The organism is Nocardia sp. NPDC052254 (assembly GCF_040679495.1).
GTDB lineage: Bacteria > Actinomycetota > Actinomycetes > Mycobacteriales > Mycobacteriaceae > Nocardia.
The window spans coordinates 21,742-47,792 of record NZ_JBFAUW010000025.1 but is presented as its reverse complement, the minus strand read 5'-3'; the positions used below and the strand labels follow the sequence as shown (position 1 = coordinate 47,792).

Annotated in this window: 33 protein-coding genes and 1 tRNA gene; 28 read left to right on the top strand and 6 right to left on the bottom strand. The window is 66.7% G+C overall.

Going from position 1 to position 26,051, the window contains the following annotated elements:
* Nucleotides 1–409: 409 nt before the first annotated feature.
* A complete protein-coding gene (locus tag AB0L57_RS32185; RefSeq protein WP_364970427.1) occupies nucleotides 410–550 on the bottom strand; it encodes a hypothetical protein in 141 nt (46 codons plus the stop codon).
* 572 nt (nucleotides 551–1,122) lie between these two features.
* On the opposite strand from AB0L57_RS32185, the gene AB0L57_RS32180 reads away from it, so the two are divergent.
* The 22 genes from AB0L57_RS32180 (at nucleotide 1,123) to AB0L57_RS32075 (ending at nucleotide 17,168) form a co-directional block, all read left to right on the top strand.
* Nucleotides 1,123–2,505 (top strand): helix-turn-helix transcriptional regulator, encoded by a 1,383-nt coding sequence (locus AB0L57_RS32180; protein WP_364970424.1) that lies wholly within the window; start codon nucleotides 1,123–1,125, stop codon nucleotides 2,503–2,505.
* A gap of 15 nt (nucleotides 2,506–2,520) precedes the next feature.
* Complete coding sequence (locus AB0L57_RS32175) at nucleotides 2,521–3,432, top strand: NAD-dependent epimerase/dehydratase family protein (RefSeq protein WP_364970422.1); 912 nt, start codon at nucleotides 2,521–2,523, stop codon at nucleotides 3,430–3,432.
* A gap of 567 nt (nucleotides 3,433–3,999) precedes the next feature.
* Complete coding sequence (locus AB0L57_RS32170) at nucleotides 4,000–4,200, top strand: hypothetical protein (RefSeq protein WP_364970419.1); 201 nt, start codon at nucleotides 4,000–4,002, stop codon at nucleotides 4,198–4,200.
* Nucleotides 4,200–4,505: a hypothetical protein gene (locus AB0L57_RS32165; RefSeq protein WP_364970416.1), complete on the top strand. Its 306-nt coding sequence runs from the start codon at nucleotides 4,200–4,202 to the stop codon at nucleotides 4,503–4,505. Before AB0L57_RS32170 ends, AB0L57_RS32165 begins: the two co-directional genes overlap by 1 nt.
* Entirely contained in the window at nucleotides 4,502–4,654 is a 153-nt protein-coding gene (locus tag AB0L57_RS32160; RefSeq protein WP_364970414.1) for a hypothetical protein, read from the top strand. Before AB0L57_RS32165 ends, AB0L57_RS32160 begins: the two co-directional genes overlap by 4 nt.
* On the top strand, nucleotides 4,651–4,965 hold the full coding sequence (locus AB0L57_RS32155; RefSeq protein ID WP_364970411.1) for a hypothetical protein: 315 nt from the start codon (nucleotides 4,651–4,653) through the stop codon (nucleotides 4,963–4,965). The genes AB0L57_RS32160 and AB0L57_RS32155 overlap by 4 nt, the downstream gene beginning before the upstream one ends.
* Complete coding sequence (locus tag AB0L57_RS32150; protein ID WP_364970408.1) at nucleotides 4,962–5,321, top strand: hypothetical protein; 360 nt, start codon at nucleotides 4,962–4,964, stop codon at nucleotides 5,319–5,321. The genes AB0L57_RS32155 and AB0L57_RS32150 overlap by 4 nt, the downstream gene beginning before the upstream one ends.
* On the top strand, nucleotides 5,318–5,827 hold the full coding sequence (locus tag AB0L57_RS32145) for a hypothetical protein (RefSeq protein ID WP_364970405.1): 510 nt from the start codon (nucleotides 5,318–5,320) through the stop codon (nucleotides 5,825–5,827). Before AB0L57_RS32150 ends, AB0L57_RS32145 begins: the two co-directional genes overlap by 4 nt.
* On the top strand, nucleotides 5,824–6,129 hold the full coding sequence (locus AB0L57_RS32140) for a hypothetical protein (protein ID WP_364970402.1): 306 nt from the start codon (nucleotides 5,824–5,826) through the stop codon (nucleotides 6,127–6,129). The genes AB0L57_RS32145 and AB0L57_RS32140 overlap by 4 nt, the downstream gene beginning before the upstream one ends.
* Complete coding sequence (locus AB0L57_RS32135) at nucleotides 6,126–7,148, top strand: hypothetical protein (RefSeq protein ID WP_364970399.1); 1,023 nt, start codon at nucleotides 6,126–6,128, stop codon at nucleotides 7,146–7,148. The genes AB0L57_RS32140 and AB0L57_RS32135 overlap by 4 nt, the downstream gene beginning before the upstream one ends.
* Before the next feature lie 221 nt (nucleotides 7,149–7,369).
* A complete protein-coding gene (locus AB0L57_RS32130) occupies nucleotides 7,370–8,071 on the top strand; it encodes a hypothetical protein (RefSeq protein WP_364970396.1) in 702 nt (233 codons plus the stop codon).
* On the top strand, nucleotides 8,068–8,868 hold the full coding sequence (locus AB0L57_RS32125; protein ID WP_364970393.1) for a hypothetical protein: 801 nt from the start codon (nucleotides 8,068–8,070) through the stop codon (nucleotides 8,866–8,868). The genes AB0L57_RS32130 and AB0L57_RS32125 overlap by 4 nt, the downstream gene beginning before the upstream one ends.
* A complete protein-coding gene (locus AB0L57_RS32120) occupies nucleotides 8,865–11,072 on the top strand; it encodes a hypothetical protein (protein WP_364970391.1) in 2,208 nt (735 codons plus the stop codon). The genes AB0L57_RS32125 and AB0L57_RS32120 overlap by 4 nt, the downstream gene beginning before the upstream one ends.
* Nucleotides 11,069–11,638, top strand: a complete 570-nt coding sequence (locus AB0L57_RS32115; RefSeq protein WP_364970388.1) for a hypothetical protein — start codon at nucleotides 11,069–11,071, stop codon at nucleotides 11,636–11,638. Before AB0L57_RS32120 ends, AB0L57_RS32115 begins: the two co-directional genes overlap by 4 nt.
* A 43-nt stretch (nucleotides 11,639–11,681) precedes the next feature.
* Complete coding sequence (locus AB0L57_RS32110; RefSeq protein WP_364970385.1) at nucleotides 11,682–12,992, top strand: hypothetical protein; 1,311 nt, start codon at nucleotides 11,682–11,684, stop codon at nucleotides 12,990–12,992.
* A 97-nt stretch (nucleotides 12,993–13,089) separates the two neighbouring features.
* Nucleotides 13,090–13,797: a DUF2786 domain-containing protein gene (locus AB0L57_RS32105; protein ID WP_364970383.1), complete on the top strand. Its 708-nt coding sequence runs from the start codon at nucleotides 13,090–13,092 to the stop codon at nucleotides 13,795–13,797.
* A complete protein-coding gene (locus tag AB0L57_RS32100; protein WP_364970380.1) occupies nucleotides 13,797–13,982 on the top strand; it encodes a hypothetical protein in 186 nt (61 codons plus the stop codon). The genes AB0L57_RS32105 and AB0L57_RS32100 overlap by 1 nt, the downstream gene beginning before the upstream one ends.
* Nucleotides 13,979–14,170 carry a hypothetical protein gene (locus AB0L57_RS32095; RefSeq protein ID WP_364970377.1) on the top strand — a complete coding sequence of 64 codons (192 nt, stop codon included), beginning with the start codon at nucleotides 13,979–13,981 and terminating at the stop codon, nucleotides 14,168–14,170. The genes AB0L57_RS32100 and AB0L57_RS32095 overlap by 4 nt, the downstream gene beginning before the upstream one ends.
* On the top strand, nucleotides 14,158–14,586 hold the full coding sequence (locus AB0L57_RS32090) for a hypothetical protein (RefSeq protein WP_364970375.1): 429 nt from the start codon (nucleotides 14,158–14,160) through the stop codon (nucleotides 14,584–14,586). The genes AB0L57_RS32095 and AB0L57_RS32090 overlap by 13 nt, the downstream gene beginning before the upstream one ends.
* Nucleotides 14,583–15,608, top strand: a complete 1,026-nt coding sequence (locus tag AB0L57_RS32085; RefSeq protein ID WP_364970372.1) for a hypothetical protein — start codon at nucleotides 14,583–14,585, stop codon at nucleotides 15,606–15,608. The genes AB0L57_RS32090 and AB0L57_RS32085 overlap by 4 nt, the downstream gene beginning before the upstream one ends.
* On the top strand, nucleotides 15,598–15,894 hold the full coding sequence (locus tag AB0L57_RS32080) for a helix-turn-helix domain-containing protein (RefSeq protein ID WP_364970369.1): 297 nt from the start codon (nucleotides 15,598–15,600) through the stop codon (nucleotides 15,892–15,894). Before AB0L57_RS32085 ends, AB0L57_RS32080 begins: the two co-directional genes overlap by 11 nt.
* Nucleotides 15,895–15,935: 41 nt before the next feature.
* Complete coding sequence (locus AB0L57_RS32075; RefSeq protein ID WP_364970366.1) at nucleotides 15,936–17,168, top strand: tyrosine-type recombinase/integrase; 1,233 nt, start codon at nucleotides 15,936–15,938, stop codon at nucleotides 17,166–17,168.
* A gap of 40 nt (nucleotides 17,169–17,208) precedes the next feature.
* Here AB0L57_RS32075 and AB0L57_RS32070 read toward each other — a convergent pair.
* Nucleotides 17,209–17,285 (bottom strand) — tRNA-Pro (locus AB0L57_RS32070).
* A gap of 290 nt (nucleotides 17,286–17,575) precedes the next feature.
* Between AB0L57_RS32070 and AB0L57_RS32065 the strand changes: the two genes are divergently transcribed.
* Nucleotides 17,576–17,743, top strand: a complete 168-nt coding sequence (locus AB0L57_RS32065; protein WP_364970364.1) for a hypothetical protein — start codon at nucleotides 17,576–17,578, stop codon at nucleotides 17,741–17,743.
* Between the two features lie 78 nt (nucleotides 17,744–17,821).
* On the opposite strand, the gene AB0L57_RS32060 is transcribed toward AB0L57_RS32065, so the two are convergent.
* The gene (locus tag AB0L57_RS32060; RefSeq protein ID WP_364970362.1) at nucleotides 17,822–18,511 is read right to left on the bottom strand and encodes a class I SAM-dependent methyltransferase; all 690 of its coding nucleotides are present in this window, start codon (nucleotides 18,509–18,511) and stop codon (nucleotides 17,822–17,824) included.
* 157 nt (nucleotides 18,512–18,668) lie between these two features.
* Here AB0L57_RS32060 and AB0L57_RS32055 point away from each other — a divergent pair, with 157 nt between their 5' ends.
* Both AB0L57_RS32055 and AB0L57_RS32050 read left to right on the top strand, forming a co-directional pair.
* Nucleotides 18,669–20,030 carry an FAD-dependent oxidoreductase gene (locus AB0L57_RS32055; protein ID WP_364970360.1) on the top strand — a complete coding sequence of 454 codons (1,362 nt, stop codon included), beginning with the start codon at nucleotides 18,669–18,671 and terminating at the stop codon, nucleotides 20,028–20,030.
* A gap of 66 nt (nucleotides 20,031–20,096) precedes the next feature.
* Complete coding sequence (locus tag AB0L57_RS32050) at nucleotides 20,097–20,792, top strand: hypothetical protein (protein ID WP_364970357.1); 696 nt, start codon at nucleotides 20,097–20,099, stop codon at nucleotides 20,790–20,792.
* Between the two features lie 54 nt (nucleotides 20,793–20,846).
* On the opposite strand, the gene tatA is transcribed toward AB0L57_RS32050, so the two are convergent.
* Nucleotides 20,847–21,038 (bottom strand): Sec-independent protein translocase subunit TatA, encoded by a 192-nt coding sequence (tatA, locus tag AB0L57_RS32045; RefSeq protein ID WP_364970457.1) that lies wholly within the window; start codon nucleotides 21,036–21,038, stop codon nucleotides 20,847–20,849.
* Nucleotides 21,039–21,162: 124 nt separating this feature from the next.
* On the opposite strand from tatA, the gene AB0L57_RS32040 reads away from it, so the two are divergent.
* Nucleotides 21,163–21,627, top strand: a complete 465-nt coding sequence (locus AB0L57_RS32040; RefSeq protein ID WP_364970355.1) for a hypothetical protein — start codon at nucleotides 21,163–21,165, stop codon at nucleotides 21,625–21,627.
* Here AB0L57_RS32040 and AB0L57_RS32035 read toward each other — a convergent pair.
* Nucleotides 21,624–23,204 (bottom strand): AMP-binding protein, encoded by a 1,581-nt coding sequence (locus tag AB0L57_RS32035; RefSeq protein ID WP_364970455.1) that lies wholly within the window; start codon nucleotides 23,202–23,204, stop codon nucleotides 21,624–21,626. The genes AB0L57_RS32040 and AB0L57_RS32035 overlap by 4 nt on opposite strands.
* A 259-nt stretch (nucleotides 23,205–23,463) precedes the next feature.
* Here AB0L57_RS32035 and AB0L57_RS32030 point away from each other — a divergent pair, with 259 nt between their 5' ends.
* Nucleotides 23,464–24,324: an oxygenase MpaB family protein gene (locus AB0L57_RS32030; RefSeq protein WP_364970352.1), complete on the top strand. Its 861-nt coding sequence runs from the start codon at nucleotides 23,464–23,466 to the stop codon at nucleotides 24,322–24,324.
* 52 nt (nucleotides 24,325–24,376) lie between these two features.
* On the opposite strand, the gene AB0L57_RS32025 is transcribed toward AB0L57_RS32030, so the two are convergent.
* On the bottom strand, nucleotides 24,377–25,246 hold the full coding sequence (locus AB0L57_RS32025) for a MerR family transcriptional regulator (protein ID WP_364970349.1): 870 nt from the start codon (nucleotides 25,244–25,246) through the stop codon (nucleotides 24,377–24,379).
* 194 nt (nucleotides 25,247–25,440) lie between these two features.
* On the opposite strand from AB0L57_RS32025, the gene AB0L57_RS32020 reads away from it, so the two are divergent.
* Nucleotides 25,441–26,040, top strand: a complete 600-nt coding sequence (locus AB0L57_RS32020; RefSeq protein WP_364970346.1) for a lipocalin family protein — start codon at nucleotides 25,441–25,443, stop codon at nucleotides 26,038–26,040.
* The last annotated feature ends 11 nt before the right edge of the window (nucleotides 26,041–26,051 follow it).

The following is a 26,051-nucleotide window of genomic DNA, read 5'->3' as shown; positions in this document are numbered from 1 at the left end:
AGGCAGTAGGCAGTAGGCGGTCCTGGGGAAGTCCGCTTGGTCCCATACCGGGGTCTGCCAGCGTCGTCAGGTCCTCATCCGATGGTGGGCTTCTGGAGGGGCAGCGCTCAGACGGCGCAGGGCGACCGATGTTCGCGGACAACCGCATAGGTCTGAATTGATCGATCAGGGGGTTCGAGATTCGAGCACACCGCTAAACGGAGTGCGGCTGTTGTTTCAATGAAACCTTCTTCGCCGCGGCCGCGTCGTTGTGGGTGTGACCACAACCCCGCTATATCCCGGTATCGCTGAGCGATGGAACCAGGCTCGGCTGCGGAATCTGCTGGCGCGAGCGTTCGGTCGGCCACAGCTTGCGCGCCGCGACCGTCTCCGTGATCAGCGGGCCGCGGCGTTGATTGCCGCGTACGCGTCAGTCGAACAAACGGTCGATGGGCCGTTCGGCAGGTTCTCCGTGGGTGACCTCGTGCGTATCCGCCCGGGCGGTGTATCCATATTTCAGGTGATCGCAATCCTCGACGACGAGGACGTTCTCGTCGTGGCGGTCGCTCATGCGCCTGGCCGCTACCCGTACCTGATGCGAGCGACCGCCCTCGTCCCGGCCGACGCCGAACCGGCGGCATCGTCAGGCTCTAGAGATGAATCCAGCCTGACGGAGTAAGCGGTCATAGAGCCATGCATCCGAGAACGTACGGACAGCAGGGGGCGGACAATTGTCCGTAGTCTGGCGTCCTCCCCTGTTTGCCCCGCCGACCAGCGGTTTTCGTCGTGGTGTCTGGCTGCCTGCCGCAAGGACACTAAACACACCCTGCGGGCGCATTTAGTGTCCTTGCGGCAGGCAGCCAGACAGTTGGGGAGGTGTGGCTAGTCGGCGGGGCAAACAGGATAGAAGTTGAGAACCAAACAGTAGGTATTGACTGGATCGAGGAGGGACTGGACGGGAGGGAACCGGCACGGGGTGGGTTGTCGTCGAAGTGAGTTGATCGGCCGGGCGGCAGTTGCGAGCGAGGAACGATGACCGGCACCGGGAGAGGTTTGATGCGGTGGCGAGATCGGGGACGCGCTCAGTAGTTCGGTAGTACAGTGGTGGATAGCCACCATGGAACTTCAGGGAGGGGAGGGTCTATGCCGAATTCCGTGCACGACTCCCGTTTGCCCGATGTGATCCGCGCGTATATGCGGGCGCATGGGTTGAGCAAGCATGAGGAGATGGCGCGCGTACTTGGCATTGATCGGACCTTGGTTTCGAAGTACCTCAGCGGTGCCCGGATTTGCCGCGACGTTGTGCAACTCCGGCATTTCGCCCGCGCGATGGACTTACCCGCAGAGACCTTCGGGCTCACGGACTTACCAGATACCTTCGAGGCCCAGCGCGCAGATGCCGTCACCGATTGGCGACTTGTGCGACAGACGCTGAACCGAAACCGTCACGAGCTGACGGCCGCTGCTGCTCGGCTGTACTGGGACGCGATGCCGATTGAAGGTACTACCTGCATCACCCGCGCGAATTGGATGGCACCAGTGCCGATCGATCTCGACGCTATACAAATCGAATTCGACGGCGACGCGTCTCCGCCTATGTTCGACGGCACCGAGCCGGAGTCAGAACACTGCAGGCCGCTTCGGGCGAACGGCTTGCGGTACAACCGGTATAGCCAGGCTATTAGGGCGATTGCCCGGCCCTCCTTGTTCGAAAATCGGACGTCATACCGATTGCTCGACGCATCGTTCGACGAGGCTGGCGGCCGGATGGCATTCGGGCTGACAACGTATTTCGACATGGTGGATGTCTGCGAGGTCATCGCGCACGAGACCGCCTCAGCGTGGATTTTGCAAAGCGGACCCGAACGGTTCACGCTTGGTGACCTGCCGTTCCGGAGCCGGATAGGCGACTTGTTCGACCCCGCCCGCCGGCCGATCCTGCCGAGCATCAACACGCTGACCATCCGGCGTGCTCCCGAGGGGGACACGTTCTTTCTCCATCGTCGCGGGTCGACTCAGGTGACGTTGGCCGCCGGGCTGACGCACATCATTCCCGCGGGCGTATTTCAGCCCGCGGCGATCGGTCAGGCGAACATATCGCGAGATTTCAGCCTGTGGCGGAACATGATTCGTGAGTTCTCCGAGGAGTTTCTCGATACTCCTGAACACGATGGAAGCAGCGGTACGCCAGTTGATTACGACATCGAGCCCTTCCGGACGCTGACTGAAGGGCGTGCGGCTGGCAAGGTCCGAGCGTGGTGTTTCGGGATGGGGATAGATCCGTTGGCGCCGGCCGGCGAGATCCTCACCGCGGTTGCCATCGACTCTGACGTTTTCGATGCCGCGTTCGAAGGTTTGGTATCGCAGAATTCCGAGGGCGAGATCTATCCGTCGGACGCGGGCACTGTAGGGATCGGCTGGACACCTGAGAACGTCCGGCGGGTTCTGAACCGCGAACCGCTGGCGGCGGCTGCGGCCGCGTGCGTGGCATTGACGTGGCGGCACCGCGCTGTAATCCTGCCGTAGTGTCATGATGGCCTGGTGCGCGTACTGGTTACCGGGGCAAATGGCTACATCGGGCGGACAGTTGTCGCAGCATTGGGCGCCGCCGGGCATGAACCGGTGGCCATGGTGCGAGCCATTGGCGTCGAAATCGCCGGCGCTGCCGAGGTCCGGTTAGCCGATCTGCTGAACGCCGACTCTTTGAGGCGAGCAGTGTGCGGTGTTGACGCTGTTTGCCATCTGGCGGGATTGACGCGCGCACGAGATTCATTCGCCGAGGCGACGCAATACGTCCGAGTGAACGTCGGCGGCACGATCGCTCTTCTGGATGCGATGAGTGCAGTTGGTGTGGGCCGCATTGTCTTCGCGTCGACTGGATCCATCTACGGATCGCCGGAACGTCAGCCCATGAGCGAGGAGCTTCCCGACGCGCCCCCGCATCCCTATGCAAGCAGCAAGCTTGCGGCTGAACTTGTGATCGAAGCCCAGGTTGGCGCTGGCGAACTCGCTGGCGTCATCGCGCGAATTTCGAACGTGGCCGGAGGAGTCGATCCTGATCCGACCCGGTTACTCCCTCGGACTCTGACGGCTGCGGCGAGGCATAACCCCTTGTCCATCAATGGCGACGGTTCCGCTGTTCGCGACTATCTCCATCTGCAGGATGCGGCCGCCGCGTTCGTTGCTTGCATTGAACATCTTCCCGAGGCTGGCCGAGCGGTCCGGTACAACATCGGTAGCGGCCGCGGTACCAGCGTCATGGATGTAGTCACTGCCGTCGAACGTGTCACCGGCCACCACGTTCCGCTTGAGCACCGCCCGCCGGCCCCCGAACCGGCAATGTTGGTTATGGACCCTTCGAAGGCGGCCGCAGAGATTGGTTGGTCACCAAGACATTCCGGCATCGACGAGATTGTGCGGGACGCTTGGGCTGCGAGCGCCGCGGTTCTCTAGCCTCACTTCGGCGCCGCTTGATCGGCGCCGTCCCGCCGATCGTCTGACGGATTTGGTCTGGACGGTAGGTCATTCGTGTCGCCAGCCAGCCAGCTCAGGAAAGCAATGACGTGGGCGTTCATATTTGAACCGACCTGTTCAACCGCCGCCTGGGCGCGCTGATACAACTCTGGGTCCGGTCGGTAGACCCGAGCTGGATTCAGATGCTTGCTCGGCATAGATAACAGCATGTCACGGTGGCTAGCCATTCGTCCACCAATGGCGTAATATTAGAGGTGGCTAGCCACCGTGACCAGGGGTGACATATTGTCACCCTGTTCGGCGCCATCTCAGATCACGCTATACGTATAAGAATCGCCAGCTCACGGAAAGGAGCTCGCACCAACCACTTTGACTTCGAGTTCTCGCCTGAACGGCGCTCGGTCGTACGGATCGTTCCAGCGATCCACAGCACGCCCGAGAAATGAGAACTCCCCGGCAGTTCCAGCTACCGGGGAGTCATAGCACCAAAGCGGTTCCAGCCGCTTCAGCAATTAGCGCACTCCAGGAACGAAAGGTCCCTGAAGCATGTCCAGTGTATCTGGCCTGAAGGCCAAATCTGTTTCTCGTGCACGCCGTGGCAACGCCCGGCCTGCCTCCCTGAATCGCTTGGAGCGAGCGGTGGACCCGGATGGTCTGCTGTCGCCCGAGGAGCGCGCGTGGCGCGCTGACCAGTTGCGCACGTTGCGCAAGATCGCCCGTGTGAGCCGCCGGATGGAGGTGGCGTGATGCGGGACTTCATGGGAGCACACGTATCCCACGTCAATGAGTACGGACACCAGCAGGACGTTGACGGTGTCTTCGTCAGCACCATCGTCCGCGGTTCGTTCAAGGTCCGGTACTCCGACAACATCGACCGGTTGGTCGTTGGGGTCGAGCCGGAGACCTGCAGCGGCATGGATATGCAGCTGACGCTCGATCAGGCGATCCTGATGCGCGATTTGCTCGATGCCGGGATCGCCGACATGCAGGCAGCCCAGGCCGTCGAGGTCGCGCAGGTGCTGGAGTTGCCCGCCGGCGGTGATGCGGCGTGAGGTTGGCAACGGAGTTCCTGAGCATCCTGTTCGTTCTCGCGGTCCTGCTGTTTCTCGTCTCGCCGAGCACCGTTCTCGCGGTGGTCTTCCTGGTGGTCCTGTGGGCCGGCTGGCGCCGTCGTCCGCGTCGATCGGGGGTGCGGCGATGAGCACCACGGACCGCTACTACTACACCTTCGATCGCACTACCGGCGAGCCGTTCGGTATCGGGGATTCCTGGATCGGCGGCGGATTGCCCACGGGCGGACGTGCCCGTCGGGCCTCGATGCTGACTGCGCGGCAGCGCGCGGCGCTGTTGGTGCTGGCGTTGACGTTCGCGGCGGGGTTCTATGCCGCGGTTCTGCTGCTCGACCGGCACGGTAGCGAGGAATCGACTGTCGTGGTGTGCGCGCAGCCGGGTAGTGGACCGGTCGCAGTTGTGCCTGCCGAATGTGGTGCCCCGCAGGGGGTGGCCCGATGAAGTTGCCGAAGTCATGGGGGCCGGCCGAGTGGGCGCGTGCGGCGGCACCGGCGATTCCGTCGATCACCGTCGATCACGGTGTCATGCGGTCGGAGGCGACCGAGCACCGCGCGATGGACGTCGGTGACGGCAAGTGGGCGTTCACCGGGCTTCCCGGCCGCCAGTTCACGCCTGATCAGGCGCGAGCAGGAATGCGCTTGGCGATCGCCCCCGATCGTCTGGAGGCCCGCGAGTGGGCCAGTTCGCTCGGACTGACCGTGAACGAAGCGCTTGGACTCATCCGCAGCACGGCACCGACGGTCGAGAAGACCTCGAATCCGACCGCAGTAGAGCGGGATTGGGGGTTGGCCCGATGAATACTCGACTGACTTCCGCAGCCCGCGCGGCTGGCGTGCGTGTGGCGCCGGACCGGATGGGGTTCGACGATCTGCCGCACACTGCGACACTCGGCGAGCAGGGCTGGCAGGTGTCGTGGCTGCCCGGCCGCGACGACCTGACCGCGGAGGAAGCGCGGGACGCGTTGGTGGTCGCGCGCCTGTCGAACTCCTACCGCGTGCGGGCGTATGCCCGGCGCGATTGGCCGCAGATCAAGACCTTGGCGCTCGGAATCGGGGTCGACCCACGCGAGGCGGTCAAGCTGGTCCGCGTCGCTGAAGCGGAGGCCCACGAGACCGCGATCCCCACGCCGGTGCAGCAGATCCCGCACCTGGCCGGCGCGGCGGCCCGCCATCCGGAGACTGCCGATCGGCTCGTCTCGGTCGATGCACCGACACCGCCGACTGTGCGCACCCCGGGCCGTGTGCCCGGCCAGTGGCTCGGATCCGGCAAGTTTCTGGAGCAGGACCGGGGGATGGACCGATGACCCAGTCGATTCCCCAAATCCTCGACTACGCGCAGACGGTCGAGCAGGACGCGATCGCGGGGCTATTCACCGACGATCTTCTACCCGAATGCGAGTTGCTGGCAGACCGACGACCCTGCGGTAACCCGGTCTGCTGGAGTGTGACGGTCTTGTGCTGCGGCGCAGTAGTTTTCGCCTGTGATCGCTGCTTGACCGATTTTCGGGACACGTTTCACAACTACCGCAACATTCGATGCGGTACCCGCCATTGCCGGGCCCGCCTGACGAGTTTCACGGAATCAGTGCGGGTGGTGCCGCTATGACCGGGCAGGGATTCGGGCCGTCGTTCGATCGGGTGGTCGATGCGTTGCGGCAGGTCACGGTCGAAGCATCGAGCAGTGGCGGACAGTGGACGAAGTTCCGTTGTCCTGCGCACGAGGACTCGTCGCCGTCGCTGGGTGTGAAGTACGACCCGCGTCGGGAGAAGACGATCGTCAATTGCTTCGCCGGATGTCCTCAGGAAGACGTGTTGGGGGCCGCGCATATTCGGGTGCGTGATCTGTTCGATCACCTGCCCGAGCGCACCGGCAACGGGCATCGGGCTGAGCGGCAGCGTCGCCCGGCGGCGGTATCGAATCCGGTCCGCCGTCCCCGGCCTCAGCAGCCGTCTCGTGACCTGGGTGCAGTTACCGGGCAACGGCGGCGGGTGGCGACCTACACCTACACGACCGCGGCGAACGAGCCTGTCGGGCAGGTGGTCCGGACCGCGACCCCGCACGAGCACGGCATCGAGAAGGGGTTCTATCAGCGCCGCTGGGATGCCTCCGATCGCACGTGGGTGTCGGGTGGGTTCAAGCCGGTGTTGTATCAGGCGCCGATCGTGGCGTGGGCGATCGAGCAGGGCCATCCGATCCTGGTGTGCGAGGGCGAAAAGGACGTCGATCGCGCGATCGCGGCCGGATATCCCGCCACCTGCAACGCGGGTGGTGCCGGGAAGTTCGGGCCCGAGCACGCCGAGCAGCTGCGCGGCGCCCGGCACGTGGTCATCGTCGCCGACCGCGACGGACCGGGGTTCGACCACGCGATCAGCGTGCACGACCGCGTGCAGGGGATCGGCGGGCGCGTCGAGGTGATGCAGGCCGCGACCGGAAAAGACCTGTCGGACCACTTCGACGCCGGCCACAACATCAACGAACTGACCCGTATCCCGGCCGATCAACTCGCGCTCTACCGGGAAGGTCCGGCCGGGCGGGGGACCGGTCCGCGGCAGGTTCCCGCGGCCACGGTGCCGCGTCGGCCGAACGTGGCGCGCCCGCAGATGGATTGGGGGCTGGACCGATGAATCCACGTACCCAGTTCGTTTCCGGACGAGGGCCGGCGCCCATGGCGCCCGTGCGCCCCAGTGCGTGCGGTTGTGGGTCGTCCGAGGTGTTCGGGCGCGGTATGTGCCGCCGTTGTTACCAGCGGACCAGGGACCGGCGCCGGGCGATGGCGACTTGGGATTCCAACCGTCGAGATCCGAGCGGGGCGCGTGAGCATCTCGCGAAGCTTTTGGCGGCGGGTGTGCCGGCGAAGCAGGTGGCGCGGTTGTCCGGGCTCAGCCACACGGTGCTGTCGAATCTGTCTCGCGCCGAGCACATCACCGCGCACACCGAGGCCGCGGTGATGGGGGTGGCGGTGCCCGAGGTGGCTGCCGACATCGTCGAGGACACCTCGCTCGTGCCTGCGACCGGTTCGATCCGGCGGATCCAGGCACTGGTCGCGTTCGGGTACCCGCAATCCCAGCTCGCGCAGGAACTGGGCATCGAGCCGACCAACTTGCGTGCCCTGACCGGCCGGAATCCCGGATCCCACAACACCGGCGAGTTCGTGCAAGCCCGCCGGCACCGTGCGGTGGCCGAGTTGTTCGACCGGTTGCAGATGGTTCCGGGTCCGTCGAAGCGGGCGCAGAACCTGGGCCGGCGGATGGGGTGGGCGCTGCCGTTCGAGTGGGACGAGGACCGCATCGACGTCCCCGCCGCGCAGCCGGAATCGGCGCGCTGGAAGCCCATGTCGCAGACCCTCGAACGCCGCGAACGCGTCCGCGAAATGACCGGCCGGGGCCTGTCGGCCCGCGAAATCGCGGACCGGTTGCACACCACCGCCCGCACCGTCACGCGCGACCGCGCGGTGGCGACCGCCGCGGCGAGCCTGCAGATCACTCCGTATACCCACCGCCGGCCGATATCGGCGCGGCCCGAGATCGATTGGGGGTTGGACCGATGACTAGACCCAAGCCGAATCCGCGATTGCAGTGGACCGACCGGGACGAGCAGTTCACCCGGTTCGTATGCCAGCAGTGGTGTGTCGACTTCGCTGCGGTGCAGATGGCGTGCGGGACCGAGCGTTCCCGTACCTACACCCTGATCGAGCGGTGGCGTGATGGTTTCGGTGTGCTGCGGTCGGTGTCGATCCGTCCGGACAACGCCGACCGAGACGTCACGGTGATCTGGCCCTGGCCCGCAGTCGCCGCCGAGCGCCTCGAACACGCGGTGTCACCGTGGAACCCGACCGGTACCAACATCACTCACAAACTGGCCGTCTCCCGGGTACGGGCCGCGCTGTGCGGGCTGGACGAATCGCTGTGGGTGCCCGAACGCAAGCTCCTGCGTGACGCCGCGCTCGCGGCCGGGCAACGCCCGGGCGGGTTGATGGTCGTCGACCGCGGCGGTCTCGTGCCGCGCAAGGCCGGATTCGGGCGTGCGCATGTGCACGACGGCCGGTATCTGCACCGCGGGCGCTGGCTGGCTGTCGAGGTCGAGTTGACGCTGAAGCGGCCCACGAAGAAGCGGCTGGCCGCCACGGTGGTCGATGCCTACAAGCAGGCCACCGCGATCGATGCCGGTCTGCTCTACGTCTACGGCACCGAGCAGATCAGCCGTGCCCTGATCGGCGTGATCGAAGACCTCATCCACGCGGGTCGGATCCCGGCCCGTCCCGACATCCGTTTGCGGTCGCTGGCCGAGGTCATCGCGCACCGCTCGATCGATCTGCCCGCAGCCAGACAGGAGGGCACCGCATGACCACCTTCGACAGAATCCCCGCACCGACCCAGTGCCAGCCGATCATCACCCCGCACGACTGCGACGCGGCCACCACACCAGCACCACCGCAGATCACGCCGGACCCGGCGAGCGATTGCCGGCCGCTGATCACGCCGCAGGACTGCGGCAGCGCGCCGGCGCCTGCGCAGCATCCGGTGTTCGACGTGACGACCCAGCACGGCGAACAGGCGAAAGAGCCGGGCTTGCTGCACTTCATGAACACTCACGATCCGTCGCTGCACCCGGGCACCGAATGGGTGCATCACCTGGGCGCGTTTCTCGCCGATGCCGGTGTCGGAGTGGGTGTCACCGGCGCGATGACCGCCGCGGCGATCTATCAGGCCCGTCGGATGGGGTGGGAGCCGGCACGGCTGCGCAACTACGCGGCAGCCTCGTTGATCCTGCCCGCGACCACCGCGGTGATCGGCACGTCGCCGTGGGCGCCGCTGGAGCTGTTCGCCCACGGCACCGCGCTGGCGGTCGAAGCCGATTGGCTCCCCGCGGCGCTGGATATGAGCGTGACCGGGATCCCGGTCGCTCTCGCTGTGGCGACGTGGTGGTGGGCACGCAACCGCAACCAGCTCCACACCGTCGGCAAGAAAGACATTCCCGCCACCGAGCGCGCGCAGCGCCGCGAGATCGACGCCAAGTTCACCGCCGCCCGCGCACTGGCCGGCCGCGCCACACCGCTGACCACGGTCACCGGCCGCGGTCGCGGACGTCGCGCCATCGTGCTCGGCCGACAGGCCACCACGGTGAGCCAGCACCGCAAATCCATTGCCGCACAACTCGGCTCGGCCACCGACACGTTGCTCACGATTCCGCACAGCGCGGTCCGCAAACACGTCGGGATCCTGGGTGGCCCCGGTTCGGGCAAGACCACCGGTGAGTGCCGGTTGTCGGTGGCATCGCATTTCGCCAGCCACGAACGCTATCTGGCCGCCGCGGGAATGCCCACCGCGACGCGGAAGGCGTTGGGTATCAAGCCCAAACGCGCGGTGAGCATCTTCCTGTCCTGCAAGGGCGGCATCGAAGACCTGGTCACCTACGCCGACCTGAAAGCCGCCCTGCTCGCCGGCGGGGTGCACCCGTCACGGATCGCGATGGTCCCGGCCGAGAAACTCAACATCTGGGCGCTGGATCCGGGCCCGCTGCGCCACGTCATCGAGGACCTGGCACCGACGGCGAAGGCCAGCGACTCGGCGCAGAAGTTCTACGAAGAGCTCCGTATCTCGCTGGTGCACTTGATCATCGACGCTCCCGATCCCGATGCCGGGAAGGGGCCGAGCGAGAACCCGCCGACCAGCTCGACAGAGTTCATGTCGCGGTTCGACCCGGCGTGGCTGTGGCATGCGTGGGGCGGTGAATTCAACGGTGACGGTCACTTCGTGTTCCCGGACAAGCCGGCGCACCGCGCGGAGTTGAACGCGATCGTTGCCGCGAACGACGGCAAGCAGCCGGTATTGCCGGCCGAGACCGCGCGTTTCGACAACCTGTTCCGGGAGTTGGACGGGGTGTTCGACGGTCCGTTCGATCTGCTGGACAAGGACTACTGGTTCATCACCGTGCCGGGCACCGCGCAGAAGAGCGTCGCGATATCGCAGGCCAAAGCCGTGATCAAGCTGGTCGAACAGGTCGCTGCGACCCCGCACGGCTGCGAGATCACCTTCACCATCGACGAATTCTCCCGCGTGTCCGAGGGCGCCAGCCTCACCGATGCGTGCGAGGCACTGCGCTCGCAAGGGGTGGCGTGCATCGTTGGCGCGCACTCGTTCGAATCGCTGGCTGGCACCGACCGCGACGCCAAACAGCTCATGAAGGCATGGTCGGGTGGGCTGCTGTGCTTCGGCATGGAAGGCCCCGACGACATCGTCACCCTCTACGGCACCCGCCGATCCCTGGAACCCTCGCGGCACACGCTCAAGGACCGCCACGGCGACGAGGGCCAGGTCCGCATGCAGGACGCCCTGCTCATCGACCCGAACCTGTTGCGGCGCCTCGAACCCGGTGACTGCGTCTACGTCAACCGCGGCACCGCGACCTGGGGCCGGATCACCCCGCTGGACCCCGACACGATCCCGCTGCGCCCCATGCAGCCGAGCACCAAACACGCCACCGCGAAGCAGGGCCGGTGGCGCCGTGCCGGTGGCGCCTTGCTCCACGGCCGCGGAGCGCCCGCGTGAGCCCCGCCAAGGACTTCGGCGACCACGACGACCAGTCAGACAAATCCCAGGACCAGCCAGCAAAGGAGGACCCCACCATGCTGCCCGAACCCATCGAACCCGACCACACCGAACCCACCCCCGACAAGGCGATCGAAGCACCCAAGCCGGCCGACGAGGCCCGCATCGATGTCGAAACTCCCAGCGTCGGACAGCTGTACGCGATGTTCCCCGACGCCATGCCCAAGAACACCCCCGAGCGGCGCGCACGCCACCTTGCCGCGGTCCCGGACGTCGACCAGACCGACCCCCAGGAGCTGCCGGCCGGTGACATCGAAAACGACCTCGACGATCCGTGGGTGGCCGCGGCGCTGCGGTGGCGTGCGGTCATCGCGTTCTGGTGGCGGCCCGCGGTCACCGGTGCCGTGGTCGTCGCGATCACCGTGATCGCGTTCTTCGCCGTCGGCGCCGCGGTCGGCATCGCCTGGTTCATCTACGGCGTCGGCTGGACCGGTCACAGCGTGTGGACCACCCACGGCCGCCCCAACCTGCACCAGCTCGCCCGCGCCAAGCGCGCCCGCTGGTAACCGGCATCACCATCCATCACCGACCAGAGGAGGACCAATCCCTATGCCTGACAACACATCCGAAACCGACCAGATCGTCAACGAAGTCTCCGGGCTGGCTCGTCGGGTCAACCACGTTCTGACCTCCTGGCGCACCATGAACCCCAGCGCAATCCGCGTGCCGCGCAGCGTGCGGCGCGAGATCAACGCGCTTGTCAAGGCCGATGCCCATCAGACCAAGTTCGCCCACTCCCAGGAGCGCCGGCGGTTGACCGCCGGTCTGGTCGAATACCGGTGGAGACTGCTCAACGAGCAGCAGATCCGCGCGTGGGACACCCCCGACGCCTGGTTCGATCGTCAGCGCGACCTCGACGTCGCCCGGCAGCGGATCGAAACCCGCATCTACGCGTCCCAGCACCTCACCGCGATCGAACGCGGGCAGGCAGTGACCTCGCTGGCCACCGTCCACGCCTACCCGCGCGACCCGGTCCGCCCAGTGTTCCGGCCGACCTACGGCCTCGAGACCCTGCGTGCCCGAGCACGCGACGGATTGACCCGGCTGCGCGCTGGTCTCGCCGGCCCAACCGAACGGCGCCAGCTGCAGCAGTGGGAACAGCTGCACCGCCAACGCGCCGTGTGGGCAGCGCAGCAGCGCGCGTACCAGGCACCGTTCCCCGTGACGCCGGTGCCGACCATCGACCCTGGCCCGCTGCAGAATCTGGCTCGGGATGCGTTCGCTAACAACGCAGGCCCCGTTGCGGATCAGCTCGTCGACTTCACCGCTGAGCCGAGCCACCAGGAACGGTTCGAGCCCATGCAGCCGGAACCGGCTGCCGAGGACGCGGCACCACAGCAAGAGCCGGCGCGTGAACGGACCCGCTATTACGAGGTTGTCGTCGGTACCGCCGAGATGGTGCGCACACACCCGGAACTGGCAAAACGAGCCGAGTTCACCAGCCTCCCCGAGGGACACGAGTGGGCGCTGGACCAGCTCGCCGACGATTCGTACGGCTGGCCCGACAAAGCCGATCTGACCGTCCAGATCGGCGACGCCGGTACACAGTCGCCGACCTATCACGCCGTCGGGCAGCGCAACGCAGTCATCGACGAGGTCACCGGCTGGCAGATCGACAACGGCCAGAGCCCGGCCAACGAAATCGATCAGCTGCGCGCCGAACTGGACCAGGCCCGCGCCGAGAACGAGCAGCTCCGCACCCAAAACAACGAGCTGACAAGCAAATTCGCCGACCACGACATGAACCGGCAGCAGCCGTCGACCGCCGACGGCACCGCCGCAGCGATGCCGCGACCCGCCCAGCCGATCTTCCACGGCCCGGTCATCACCAACCCGGTCCTCAACGGACTCGACCGATGACCGACCGCAACCCGGCCACCTCAGCCGGCACCCGGTCAACCCACCCGGTGCCGGTCACCGAGCCCACCACCTACACACAGATCGGAGGCCCACAGCAGTGACACCCGACCAGGCCCGCGACAAAGTCACCAAACTCCGAGCCCACGCCGACAGCGTCAAAGGCACTCCCGAGGCCCTGCTGTTCTACGCCAAGGCCAACGAACTCGCTGCCGCGCACGACCTCCCGCTCACCGAGCACCACCAGACCGCCACCGCTGAGACACCGCGCCCGAACACGGCGCGGCGGGCCAGCGCCACGCAGCAATCCGCCCCCACGACCGCGAGGAGGACCACGAACATGAGCAGCACCGCGACCAAGACCAAGCCGGCCCGGCCCGCCGGCGACACCACGATGAGCAAGGCGTTCACCCCGCGCACCCGCGCCGCGTTCAACCGCAACAGCGAGCCCGGCACCCAGATCGACGGTGTCATCATCGCCATCGAGGAAGAGCCCGACCTCGATTACCGCACCCGCGCACCGAAACTCGACGCCGACGGCAACGAACGCATGGTCCCGATCCTGATCGTGCAGACCGACGGCACCACCAAACCCTACGGCCAGGGCTTGCGGAAAGTCTGGGTCCGCACCGGCATCGCGGACGCCCTGATCGGCGCATGCATGGACGCTGGCGCCACCCGCACCCTCGTCGGCGGCAAGGTCCGGATCCGCTACGAGGGACTCGGCGAGCCACCGGCAAAGAACTTCTCCGCACCCAAGCTCTACACCGCCGACTACCAGGCGCCCACCGGAGAGGGGGAGTGCTGATGAGCGAACCGATCCGCGTGCTCCAGCTCGTCAACACCGCGGTCACCGCGCTGACCACCGGCGGGCAACCTGCGCTCGACGTCGTCATTCGCGATCTGGATGACCACGACATGGAAACCCTCATCACCCACATGGCCGAATGCATCAACGTCGGCACCACCACCCTGGGATGGAGCCGAGCATGAGCGACACCATCAAAGTCCGCGTGACCGGCGAACGCGACCACGTCAAAACCATGATCGAAGCCCTCGATCCCGTCGTGGACATCGTCACCGACTGGCGCATCTTCCCGCAGCGCAACGGAACCACCGTCAGCGCATACCTCGAAGCCCGCCCCCACACCACCGAGGAGGAAACCTCATGCCGCGACTGATGTCCGTCGCGCTGACCGAGACCCAGGTCCGCAACCGCACCAAGACCGTCACCCGCCGCGCCGGCTGGCAGATGCTCCGTCCAGGTGATCGGATCACGCTGTGCCGCAAGGTCCAAGGCCGCAAACCCGGCGAACCGCTCGACCGCATCACCGACGTCGAAATCGTCTCCGTGACCCGGGAACGACTCGGCACCATCACCCCCGGCGAAGTCGCCGCCGAGGGATTCCCCCGTTGGACGCCAGCGGAGTTCGTCGAATTCTTCTGCAGCTCGCACCGCGGTATCCGACCCGACAGCGAGATCACGCGAATCGAGTGGCGCTACCTGGATTCGATCATCGAGATCATGCTCATCCAGGAGGACTACCTGCTCCACGGTGCCGACGGACCGCTGCAGCGGAACGGGGGTGCCCAGTGACCCTCGACATCTCCTCAGCGGCGGAGTTCGCGCCGCTGGAAATCGGCTCCCGCACCCTCTACGTCCCCGGCCAGTCGACACCCCGTGCGCACGACACCACCGTCATCGCACCACCGCCGGTGCGTAGCGACAACCCTGCGCACGACAACGCACCATCCGATCCGACCCCGGTGCGTAGGTCCCCGCGGGCGTGGCCGGTCCTGTTGCTCGCACTGCCGGCGTTCGTGGCGATCTGGTCCGGCTGGGTCGGGCTCGGCCAGCTCACCGGGTTCGGTCCGGTCCGGCCGCTGCCCGGAATCTGGGACCACTTCACGATCAACACCGCGATCACGCTGCCGATCGGCATGGAGGCGTACGCCTCCTACGCGCTCTACGTCTGGCTGTCCGGGCGGATCCGATCGGAACGAACCCGCAGCTACGCCAAATATTCGGCGTTCGGAAGCCTGGTACTCGGCGCCGTCGGACAGGTGGCCTACCACCTCATGCGCGCCGCCGATATCGCCGTGGCGCCGTGGCCGGTGACCGTACTGGTGGCCTGCCTTCCGGTCGGGGTCCTGGGCATGGGCGCGGCCCTCGCGCACATGATCATCCGCGAACACCACGCCCCAAACCTGCGCACCGACGGTGCACAGGCCGTGCATAGCCCGGAAAACACCGTGCGCAGTGCCCATGCAGAACGTCTCGCCCAGAGCAGAGTTGAGCACCACGCCAACGGGGGCGTGCCGGTCGCCTTGCCGACTACGCACCGGATCCAGCAGATCGAAGCAGCCCCGCAAGTGACCAACGCACCGGCCAGTGCGCGGGACAGGTGGGCCGATATCGCCGAGGAGATCTGCAACGCCGACCCCTCCGGCCGGCGCGATCCGGAGAAGGTCGCGACCATCCTCCGGCTGCGGTTCGAGCAGCACTGGCCGCACGCACGCATCGCCGACAACGTCGAACTGAGCCGCACTGCGGTCACCCGCACGATCACCGCCGCGCGCGACCACATCACGGAAGGAGCCACCGAAAATGGACAGTAAGGAGTACGTGCAGGCCAAGGAGCACGAGCAGGATGAGCGAACGAGTATGTCCGTCGTAAGCACCATGCGGCAGCGAACAGTGTTGGAGCCTGGGGGTTGGTACACCACCGAGGAGGTCGCGGCGATGCTGAGAGTTGATGCGTCCAGTCTGCGGCGCTGGCGTACCGCCAGGCCACCGCAAGGGCCGCCGTTCGTCACGATCTCCGATCGGACGACCAGATACAACGGTGCGGACTTGATCACCTATCTCAACGGCAAGCGTGTCGACCCCACGGCGGCAGCCTGATGGGTAGCGACAGGATCGACCTGGTTCCGCTGGGTGTCGCGGTGACCAGCTACGTCGAAGTCCGGGGGAAGGCTGGCCGGTGTCGGGCCCGGGTGCGTTGGACTGACCCAGCCACGAAGCGCCGCGACTCGACGTCGGAGTCGTTCGCCACCGAGGAAGAGGCCAGGGCGTGGATCGAACAAGTCGAACAGGCCGCCAAGCGCGGAGTTGATCCGAAAACCGCCACATCGAGCCTGTCCGAGTACGGAAATGCTCACTGGGATACCGCAATGCGTGGAGTGGAGCCCAAGACTCTCGATCCGTATCGGGCTGGCTGGCGGTTGCGGGTGGTGAAATCGCTGGGGCACCTGCCGATCACGATGGTGACGACCGGAGTAGTCGATCGAGCGGTCACTAAGTGGATCGAGGCTGGTTGCGGTGAGTCGACAATCAAGAACACCCTCGCGGCACTGGCCCGAGTGCTGAATCAGGCTGTGCGAGACGAGGTGATCGACCGCAACCGCGTCGATGTGAGCGGCTGGCAGCGTCAACTCGTCAAGCACGAGGACGAGATCGACGATCCGAGATCGTTGGCTCTGCCGAACTGGGACACGCTGCAACAGTTGGCCGACGCTCTGGTGGAGGCATCACACGGTCGTTATCGCGGTTGGGGCGACGCCGTCGTGTTTGCCGCTTGCACCGCGACGCGGATCGGCGAGGTCTCGGGTTGCCGGGTGGGCGATATCGATACCGAACAGTGGGTGTGGACTCTGCGACGCCAGACGACTCCCGGGCCCGGCGGGATGAAGGATAAGCGCACGAAAGGCAAACGGTCCCGGCCTATTCCGGTAATCGAGGAGATTCGGCCGATCGTTCTACGCCGCATTAACGTTGCGGCTGTACGGGTTGCAGCGGATCCCGCGTTGCGGGATGCGTCCGAGAAAGAACGTGGCGATGCGTTGAAGGATGCCCGGGTGTTCGTGGGGCCACGGGGTGGTCGAATCGCGACCGCGGTCCTACGTGACGCCACGAATTGGGACCAGGTAGTGGCCCAGCTCGGCTTCGAGCACCTTCGCCGCCACGATCTGCGGCACACCGGGCTCACCTGGTTCGCCGATGCCGGTGTTCCGCTGCACCGCCTACAGCGCATCGCCGGCCACACCGATCCGCGCATTACGCAGCGGTACCTACATCCGGATATCCAGGCTCTCCGAGATGACGGTCAAAAGCTGTCTCAGCACCTACAGAGCGGTGTTGGCCCCAAATTGGCCCCAACTCTCCGGATAGCACGGTAACGAAAAATCCCCTCCGACCCTGGTCGGAGGGGATTTTTCTTGGTCGGGCTGACAGGATTTGAACCTGCGACCACTTGACCCCCAGTCAAGTGCGCTACCAAGCTGCGCCACAGCCCGTTGCTCCCGCTCAGCGGGTGCTCGAAGAGATTACCTCACCACCCCCCGGTTCGACCAAATCGGGGGCCGGGGGCACGGGAGGACGTGGCCGGAGGGGCGATGGGGGTGGCGGTTTCGCTGGTGACTTTCGGTTGGATTCGGGGGCCTGGGGCCTGTGGCCGGGGCTGCGCCGGATCATGAAATTCCGTTGGGGCGCTGTGTGCTTGGTTCGGCGTGTGCGTGGTTCGGGCGGATCGAACCGGAGGCCGGAGACGGCTGCCCGGCCCGCTCGCGAAGAGTAGAAAGAACGTATGGGAAGGCAGGCGTTCGTCGTTCTCTACGTGGTCGCGATGGTGGTGGTCATCGTCGGGGTCGATGTGTTGTTCTTCAGGAATCATCTGTGGGCGCGGCTGCTGGTGAATGTGGGGATCGTTCTGGTTTTCGGGGCCTTCTACCTGCGGTTCGGCCAGCGGTCGTGAGTGCTGGGTACGTGGTGGTGCGGCGTGCGTTGCCGGGTCCGTCGCCTGCTGGGGGCTGAGCGGACCCGGCCGGGGCACTCAGTCCAGGTGCGCTTGCAGCAACCATGCCGGTACGGAGGTGAGGCCGTTCGGCTCGTCCCGGACGTCTGCGAACCGGACCGGGGACTCGATGTCGCGCGGAAGGTTGTTGCCGTGGATACGGGCGGGGCGGATGTCGTCGATGACCCAGTACTTCGAGACCACTTCGCGCAGTTCGTCTTCGGTGACGGGGTTGGGACCGAAGCCTTCGGGTGGGTTCGGGAGGGCCTTGCGGTCGAAGACGAGGACGAAGTACGACGCCCCAGGGGCGGCCGCGCGGACGATGGATTGCTGGTAACCCTCGCGCAGGTCCACCGGGATGGAGTGGAACAGGGTGCTGTCGACGATGGTGCCGAAGCGGTCGTCGTAGCCGGTGAAGGCGGAGATGTCGGCGACCTCGAAGGAGGCGGTGGTCAGGCCGCGGCGGGCGGCTTCGGCGCGGGCGAGGTCGATGGCGGTGGGGGCGGAGTCCAGGCCGACAGTGGTGTCGCCCCGCGCGGCGAGATGCAGGGATATCGCCGCTTCGCCGCAGCCGACATCGAGTATGTCGCCGTGGAATCTGCCTTGGTCGATGAGCGTCTGCAGCTCCGGCTGCGGCGCGCCGATGCTCCACGGGGGCTTGGCCTCCGCGAAGGGACCCTCGTCACCGTTGTAGGCGCTCTCGAAGGTGAATTCGCTTGGTGTGGTCATGATTTCCTCCGGATCGGTCGGGGTTATCAGGACTGTTGGAGCTGTATCGATGCTACGACGTCTCGTGCGGCGGTGTCGGCCCGGTGATGCGACAGCGGCGCGGTGTGCTGTGCGGCAGCGACCTGCGTCGGTGCCCGCCGGTGGTTACAGTGTGCTCGTGAGTCCCGCGAAGATCGTGATCGTCGGCGGTGGTTTCTCCGGCGTCGAGTGTGCCCGTTATCTGGAACGCCATCTGAGCCCGGAGGAAGCGTTCATCCAGCTCGTCTCGCCGGATGCGGGACTGCTGTATCTACCGCTGTTGCCGCAGGTCGCGTCGGGTGTGCTCAATCCGCGCTCGATTTCGGTGTCGTTGCGGCGGGTGCTGCGCCGGACCGAGGTGGTGCCGGGGCGGGCCATCGGGGTGGATCCGGAGACCCGGCAGCTGGTGGTGCAACGACGCGCGGGGGTGGAGAGCGCGCTCGAGTACGACCATCTGGTGCTGGTTCCGGGCAGTATCACCCGGGTGCTCGATGTGCCGGGGCTGGCCGAGCACGGGTTCGGTATGAAGACCCTCGCCGAGGCCATGTACCTGCGTGACCACGTGCTGCGGCAGCTTGATGTCGCTGCCATGCGTGGTGGGGAGGACGAGGACCGGGAGCGGCTGAATTTCGTCACCATCGGCGCGGGCTATGCGGGGACCGAGACCACCGCGGTGTTGAACAAGGTCACCAGGGCTGCCGCTCGGCGTTACTTCCCCAAGGCGGAGTCGGAAATGGTGCGCTGGCATCTGGTGACCCGTGGTGATCGCATCATGCCCGAGCTGGGGGAGCAGCTCGGCGAGCGGACCAAACGAATCCTGGCCGAGCGCGGTATCGAGCTGATCTGTGGTGCCTCGGCGAAAGAGGTTACCGCGCATGGTGTTCAGCTCACCAATGGCCGTTTCATCCCGTCCCGGACCGTGCTGTGGACCGCCGGAGTCGCGCCGAGTCCCCTCGCGGGACATCTGGGGGCGGCCACCGAGAAGGGCCGCATCGTCACCGAGGCCGATTTCACGGTGCCGGGGCTGGCCGGGGTGTGGGCCTGTGGTGATGCGGCCGCCGTGCCGGACCTGGTCAGCGGTGACGGCGCGGTGTGCGCGCCCACTGCCCAGCACGCGATGCGCCAGGGCCGCCACCTGGGAAAGAATTTGGTGGCGGTGCTGCGTGGTGCGGACCCGGAGCCGTACCGGCATCCCGACCTGGGAATGGTGGTCGATCTCGGTGGCGCGGATGCGGTGGCTCGGCCCTTGAAGATCGGATTGCGTGGTGTACCGGCACAATTCGTGACGCGCGGTTACCACCTGATGGCGTTGCGGACCGCCGTCGCGCGGGCCCGGGTGGCCTTCGACTGGACGACGCACGGGCTCGGTGGTGACGACTTCCTGCGAATCGGCTACGGGGACTTCGACACTCGCACCATCGAAGGGTTCGAACAGACCGGCTGCTATCTGCCCGCCGAGGATGTTCCCAAGGTACTGGGGTCGCTGGGCGACAAGGTCTGACCACCTCCGGCCCACCCCGCCGGGCGCGCTGTGCCGGCGAGGTGGGTGATGTGGGAACATCGCCACATGTCGTCCGTGACCGCCGCGGAGTTTCGCCGGCTCGCTCGTTCCTCGCCATGGTTGTGGCGGACGCTCGAATTCCGTTGGGGCGGTGCGCAGGACGAGACGCGGCACGCGTGGATTCGGCGGCCGGGGAATCTGCGCGTGGAGGATGTGCGCGGCGGGGTCGTCGAGGCGGTCGCCGAGACCAGGCCGTTTCCGGGGGCGGGGATCGATGTGGGCCGGGGCTGGGAGCCCAAGCCGGGCCGATGGCCCTCGGCGGTGGAGCCGGTGTTCGCGAGCGACGGCCTGGTCGAGAGGGTGCCGGAGGCGTTCGATGTCGATTACGACAGTCCGTTCTTCCGCAACTACCACTGGGTGGCGATGCTCAATCCCGTCGAGTTCGCCCGGGGGCGGTGGGAGGGCGGCTGTGCGGTCGAACTCTCCGAACCGGTGAGCGTCGAGCACAACGGCCGTGCGGCATGGCAGGCCACGGCGCAGCCGACGCCGGGGTACGAGCCGACGTGTGAGTGTTGCGCGTTGCTCGGCGGGCGGTTCGACTATGAGCGGCAGTTGTGGATTCCTGGACAGCCGTCGGTGGTCCGGCTCGATCGGCAGACCGGCGTGTGCGTCTGGATCGAAGGTGACGGGCCGGCCGAGCTTGATGTGGAGATCCTCGCCGTCGATCAGCCTCTCGGTGACGCCCTGTTCAGGCGCCCGTAGTGCGGCGCGGTGTCGAACTCGTGCGGGAACGCGGGATCGGGGACTCGGCCGGGATCACTCGCCGTGGCGATCGATTCGATCCGGTGCTCGCTTGCCGTCCTCGGTGTGCATCTCGCCGAGTTCGGATCGGAAGATGCGCAGTGAACGGCCGAGGCCGCGGGCGGCGTCGGGGAGCCGCCGGGCACCGAACAGGATCACGACGACCAGCGCGATGATCAGCCAGTGGGTGGGGCTCAGTGATCCGATCATCGAAACCTCCCAGTCGGTGAAAGATGGGAATCAACGTTCACTTAATGAGGTAAATATAGCAAGAGAGGGTTCCTCTCGATCGAGAACTACAGATAACTTAAGACGGAAGAATCGGATAGGTATGACGAAGTCTGCTGATCGCGGCGCCCCTTCGGTCTCGGATTCGGTCGCCATCGTCGGCGCCGACAACCCGATCGGGAGCGCCATCGATCGGGTGTGCCGGGAACGGTCGGTGGCCGTGGTGGGACGGGTGACCCGCCGCGGCTGGGTCATCGATGGGCCGCCCCGGGTCGTGATCGATGTGGGTCCGGCGGAGCAGGTGTGGGACAGCGCCGAATTCTGCCAGCAGTGGGGGAGCGCGTTGCTCTATTGCGCGCCCGAGCCGCACCGCAGCGGTCTGCGCCGCCTGCGGGAGCTGAGTGCGACCGTCGCGGTGGGGATCGTGGCGACGCCGGGTGATCGCTGGCCCGCGCAGGTCGTGGCGCCGCGGTTACTGGATCTGGCGGGTGAACTCGCGGATGTCACGCCCGGCTGGTACTCGATCGACGGGCCGTTCGGGGCGGTGCCCGGGGCGGACCGGCCCTAGACGGGCGCCCCGGGTTCGGCGTCCTGGCCGGACGCTTCGAGCCGGCGGCGCAGCAGCTTTCCCGTGGCATTGCGGGGCAGCTCGTCGACGAAGACCACGTCGCGGGGGACCTTGTGCCGGGCGAGGTGGGACTTGACGTGTGCGCGGAGTTCGTCGGCGTCGGCGCCGGTGCCCGGAGCGCGGACGACGAAGGCGCGCAACCGCTTTCCGAAGTCACGATCGTCGACGCCGATCACGGCCGCATCGAAGATGTCGGGACGGTCCAGCAGCAGATTCTCGACCTCGAGCGGATAGACGTTCTCGCCGCCGGAGACGATCATGTCGTCGTCGCGGCCGTCGATGAACAAGCGGCCCTCGGCGTCGAAGTGCCCGACGTCACCGGAGGACAGCAGGCCGTCGACGATTTCCTTGTTCCGCCCATCGGTGTATCCGCTGAAGCTGAGCCCGCTGGAGACGAAGATCGTGCCGATCGTGTCGGGTGCCGTGATCCGGCGGCGCTCGGCATCGTAGAGCGCTACCCGGCAACCGACAGGCGGACGGCCGACCGTCCCCGGCGCCGCGCGCATGTCCTGTGGTGTGGCGACGGCCGCGACGGCCACCTCGGTGGAGGCATACAGGTTGTACAGGACGTCGCCGAAGACCTCGGCGGTGCGACGGCTCAGGTCCGGTGATATCGACGACCCCGCGGCGAAGATCACCTCGAGGGCCGAGGTGTCGTAGCGGCGCAGGATCTCGTCGTCGAGGTCGACGATGCGCTGCAGCATCGTCGGTACCAATACCAGTGTGGCCGCGCGGTATTCGGCCACGGCCGCGAGTGTTGCCACGGGATCGAACCTGCGCTGCCGGAAGATCACCCGATTGCCCAGCCCCCAGCCCAGCGTGCACTGTGACAGGCCGGTGCCGTGGAAGATCGGTGCGGCCATCACCATGGTGGCGTCGCGCGGCAGCGGCACCCGGTCCAGGAACTGTGCGGACTGCAGTGGCGAAACCTTGTCCCGGGGTGCGCCTTTGGGGGTGCCGGTGGTGCCACTGGTCAAGATGACCAAGCCGCCGGGGCGTCGCGGCGGTGGCACGGGATCGGCGCACTGCGCGGCCGCGAGTTCGTCGATGGACGTGACGTCGGCAGGTGTCCCGTCGTCGGTCCACGTCAGCAGCCGGAGGATATCCGGTGGAATCGCCTGGGCCCGTTCGGCGAATTCGCTGTCGAGCAGCAGCGCCCGAACCCCTTCCCGGGCCGCCACTTCGGCGAGTTGCGGGCCGGCGGAGCCGGTGTTCAACAGCACGACGCGGGCGCCGAGTTTGCCCGCGGCCAGCATGCTGAGCACCATGCCGCGGTGGTCACGGCACAGTACGCCGAATACGTGCCCGGCCTCGAATCCGGCGGCGGCCAGTGCCCGGGCCAGTGCGTTGGATTGCAGGTCCAGGTCGTGGAAGCTCAGGGTTCCCTGGTCGTCGACCAGCGCCGGTGCCGAAGGCGCGCGCCGCGCCGCGTGGGCCAGCACGGTGGCGAAGGGGCCGATGGTGCCGGCGTCCCGCATCGTGCGAAGAAGCTCCAGCGGTCGCAGTGGATCGATCATGCCGCGGCGGCGCAGCACGGACCCCGCGGCGAGTGTGTCGCTCACCGAGCGTGCCCATTCGCGGGCAGAACTCGACACTGTCACCTGAACCTCGATCCGTCTCGTGCGCCGTCCGGCGCGGATTCTTGGTGGTGAGAATACGCAATAACTTTTGTGAGGACTCGGAAAGCCGGCGATCGAGTGGTCGGCCGTTGCCGACTGTCGATCCGAGTGAGACGATCAGACGTCGAATCACTCGAACTCTCATCAGGGAGAGGCCATGGAACAGCAGGTGCGCCCCGACGATGTGCCGGAGGTGCCGGGCCTCGATGCCGAGCGGCGGCGCAGGTATATGGCCGGCCCGGCGGCGCTACTCGGCGGTCCGGCCAATGTGATCATGCAGCTCGGGTTACCGCCGGTTGGCCGCGGTGTCGTCGAGAGCACCGTGGAAAGCGGGCAGTACGTGCTGCGTCCGCGCAAGCGGGGGCGCACCACGCTCACCTATCTGGCGGTGGCGATGCTGGGCACCGACGAGGACCGTGTCGCCTATCGCGAGGCCGTCGACACCTCACATCGTCACGTCCGTTCCGGACCGGGGAGCCCGGTGCGCTACAACGCGTTCGATCCTGCCCTGCAACTGTGGGTGGCGGCGTGCATCTACCGCGGTGTGGCTGATTCCATGGCGCTCTTCTACGGAAGAATCGAAGATAACTTGCTTGACGGGTTCTATCGAGAGTCGGCGCGATTCGGGACAACTCTGCAGGTCCCCGAGCGGTTGTGGCCCGACGATCGTGCGGGCTTCGCGCGGTACTGGGATTCCATGCTCGAGCGGGTGTCCTATGACGACGAGGTGCGGCGCTATCTGCTCGAGCAGGTCGTCGGCCTGGGTCCGTACGGGGTGGTCGAACGGGTGTTGTTCGGGCGGGTGAATCGGTTCTTCACCATCGGCTTTCTGCCGCAGCGCTTCCGTGATGAGCTCGGGCTGTCGTGGAGTCCGGCCCGGCAGCGTGTTTTCGAGGCCGTCATGCGCGGGATCGGCGGGTTGCTGCGACTGCTTCCGCAGCGGTGGCGGGCCTATCCGTTCGATCGGTATCTGGTGGATATGCGGCGTCGGCAGGCGGCGGGTGAGCCGCTGGTGTGAGGTTGCCTCCCGGCTGACATACGCATCGATTGCGCATCGATGTGCGGGGCGGCTATGAGGTGGTGACCGGGATCAGTTGCCTGAGCGTCGATTCCAGATCGTCCACCGTGGTCGCATCCGGCGGCAGCGCGGCATCCGCCCAGCCCGGCCCGGCGAGCAGCACACGGGCGCCGGCCTCGGTGCAGGTTCGCACGGCGGAGGTCAGCGCGGTCGAGTCCTGTTGTGACCACAGGACCACGGTGGGGTGCGGGGGAGTCCGGGTGAGGGTGTCGGCCAGCGCGTGGGCGGGCACGTCCGGGCCGAGCATGTTCGCGGGCGTGGCGCGTTCTGCCAGCGCCGCGCGGAGTGTCTCGAGCGGTAGCGCGTGCGCCTCGCCGCTGGTGCAGGCGAGGATGATCGCCGCGGGTTCGGTGGACGGTGGTGGTGGGAGCGCGCGGTGCAGGGCCGAGGTGATGCACCACGAGAGCAGATGCTCGACATCGATGCAGCCCTCGCCCGCACCCTGGCGATGCATGATGTCTGCGAAAGCCGGGCGGCACAGGTGATTCCACGTGGATATCACGCCGAAGGTTCGGATGTGGCTCATCAGCAGCGATGTGGCCCGTGCGGAATCGAGTGCGAAGACCGCGGTGAGCAGAGGGGCGATATCGCCTTCGGCCGGTGCGGGGGCGCGCACCGATGATGCCGCGCGCGCGGGGCTGGCTCCCGCGCGCACCAGCACGACCATTCGTTCGAGGACAGCGATGTCGGCCTCGGTGTACAGACGGTGCCGGCCGGGCCGGTGGCCCGAGGGGCCGATCCCATAGCGCTGATTCCAGCTCCGCAGGGTTGCGGTGGGGATCCCGATACGCTCTGCCACCGTACCGATCGGAAAGCCGGTGGCATCGAGTTCGGATGCCGGGTCGATAGGCATGGCGGCCATTCTGCCCTCCTGTGCGGCGAATATGCTCCTTGCATCGTTTGTGCATCGAATTTCTGTTAGCATACCTCCAGCGATCGAAATCGAGGCGTCACCCGACCGAGGAGTCTCAAGTGCTCGAACGTTCATCGACGCAAGCATCCGGCCGTCCGGCCCGTGCCGCCGCAGGTGCCCGGAGGCGTTCCATCCGCGCTACCGTGATTGCCGGCGGCGCGGTCTTCGCCGCATGTGCGTTGTTCGCGGTCGGTACGGCCGCGGCCGTACCGGCGGGGGCGGATGTACCGGCAGCCGGGCCCGCTCCGGTGCCGGAATTGGATCTGGGCCGGTACGTCGGTACCTGGTACCAGTCGGCCGCCGTGCCGCAGTACTTCAATCTGGTGTGCGCGCGGGACACTCGCGCCGAATACGCCGCATTACCGAATGGTGATGTCTCGGTGCACAATTCGTGCACCACCTGGAGTGGGTCGGCCAACGAGATCCGTGGTGCAGCGCGGGTGCAGGACGCGCGCACGCACGCACAGCTGCGGGTCGCCTTCCCGGGAGTTCCCACCCAGGAGAGTCTCGACGGCCCCGTCAACTACATCGTCACCGCGCTCGGGCCCGACTACTCGTGGGCGCTGGTCACCGATCCGGCGCGCATCTCGGGATTCGTGCTCTCGCGGCAACCGGCGTTGACCGACCAGCAGTGGCGCGATGTCGTCTCCGCCGTGCGCGGTGCCGGTGAGGATCCGTGTCTGTATCTGACCAGCCCGACCACCGGGGGCAGGTCCGACATCTCCCCGCTGTGCCGGTTGTGAGGTCACCAGCA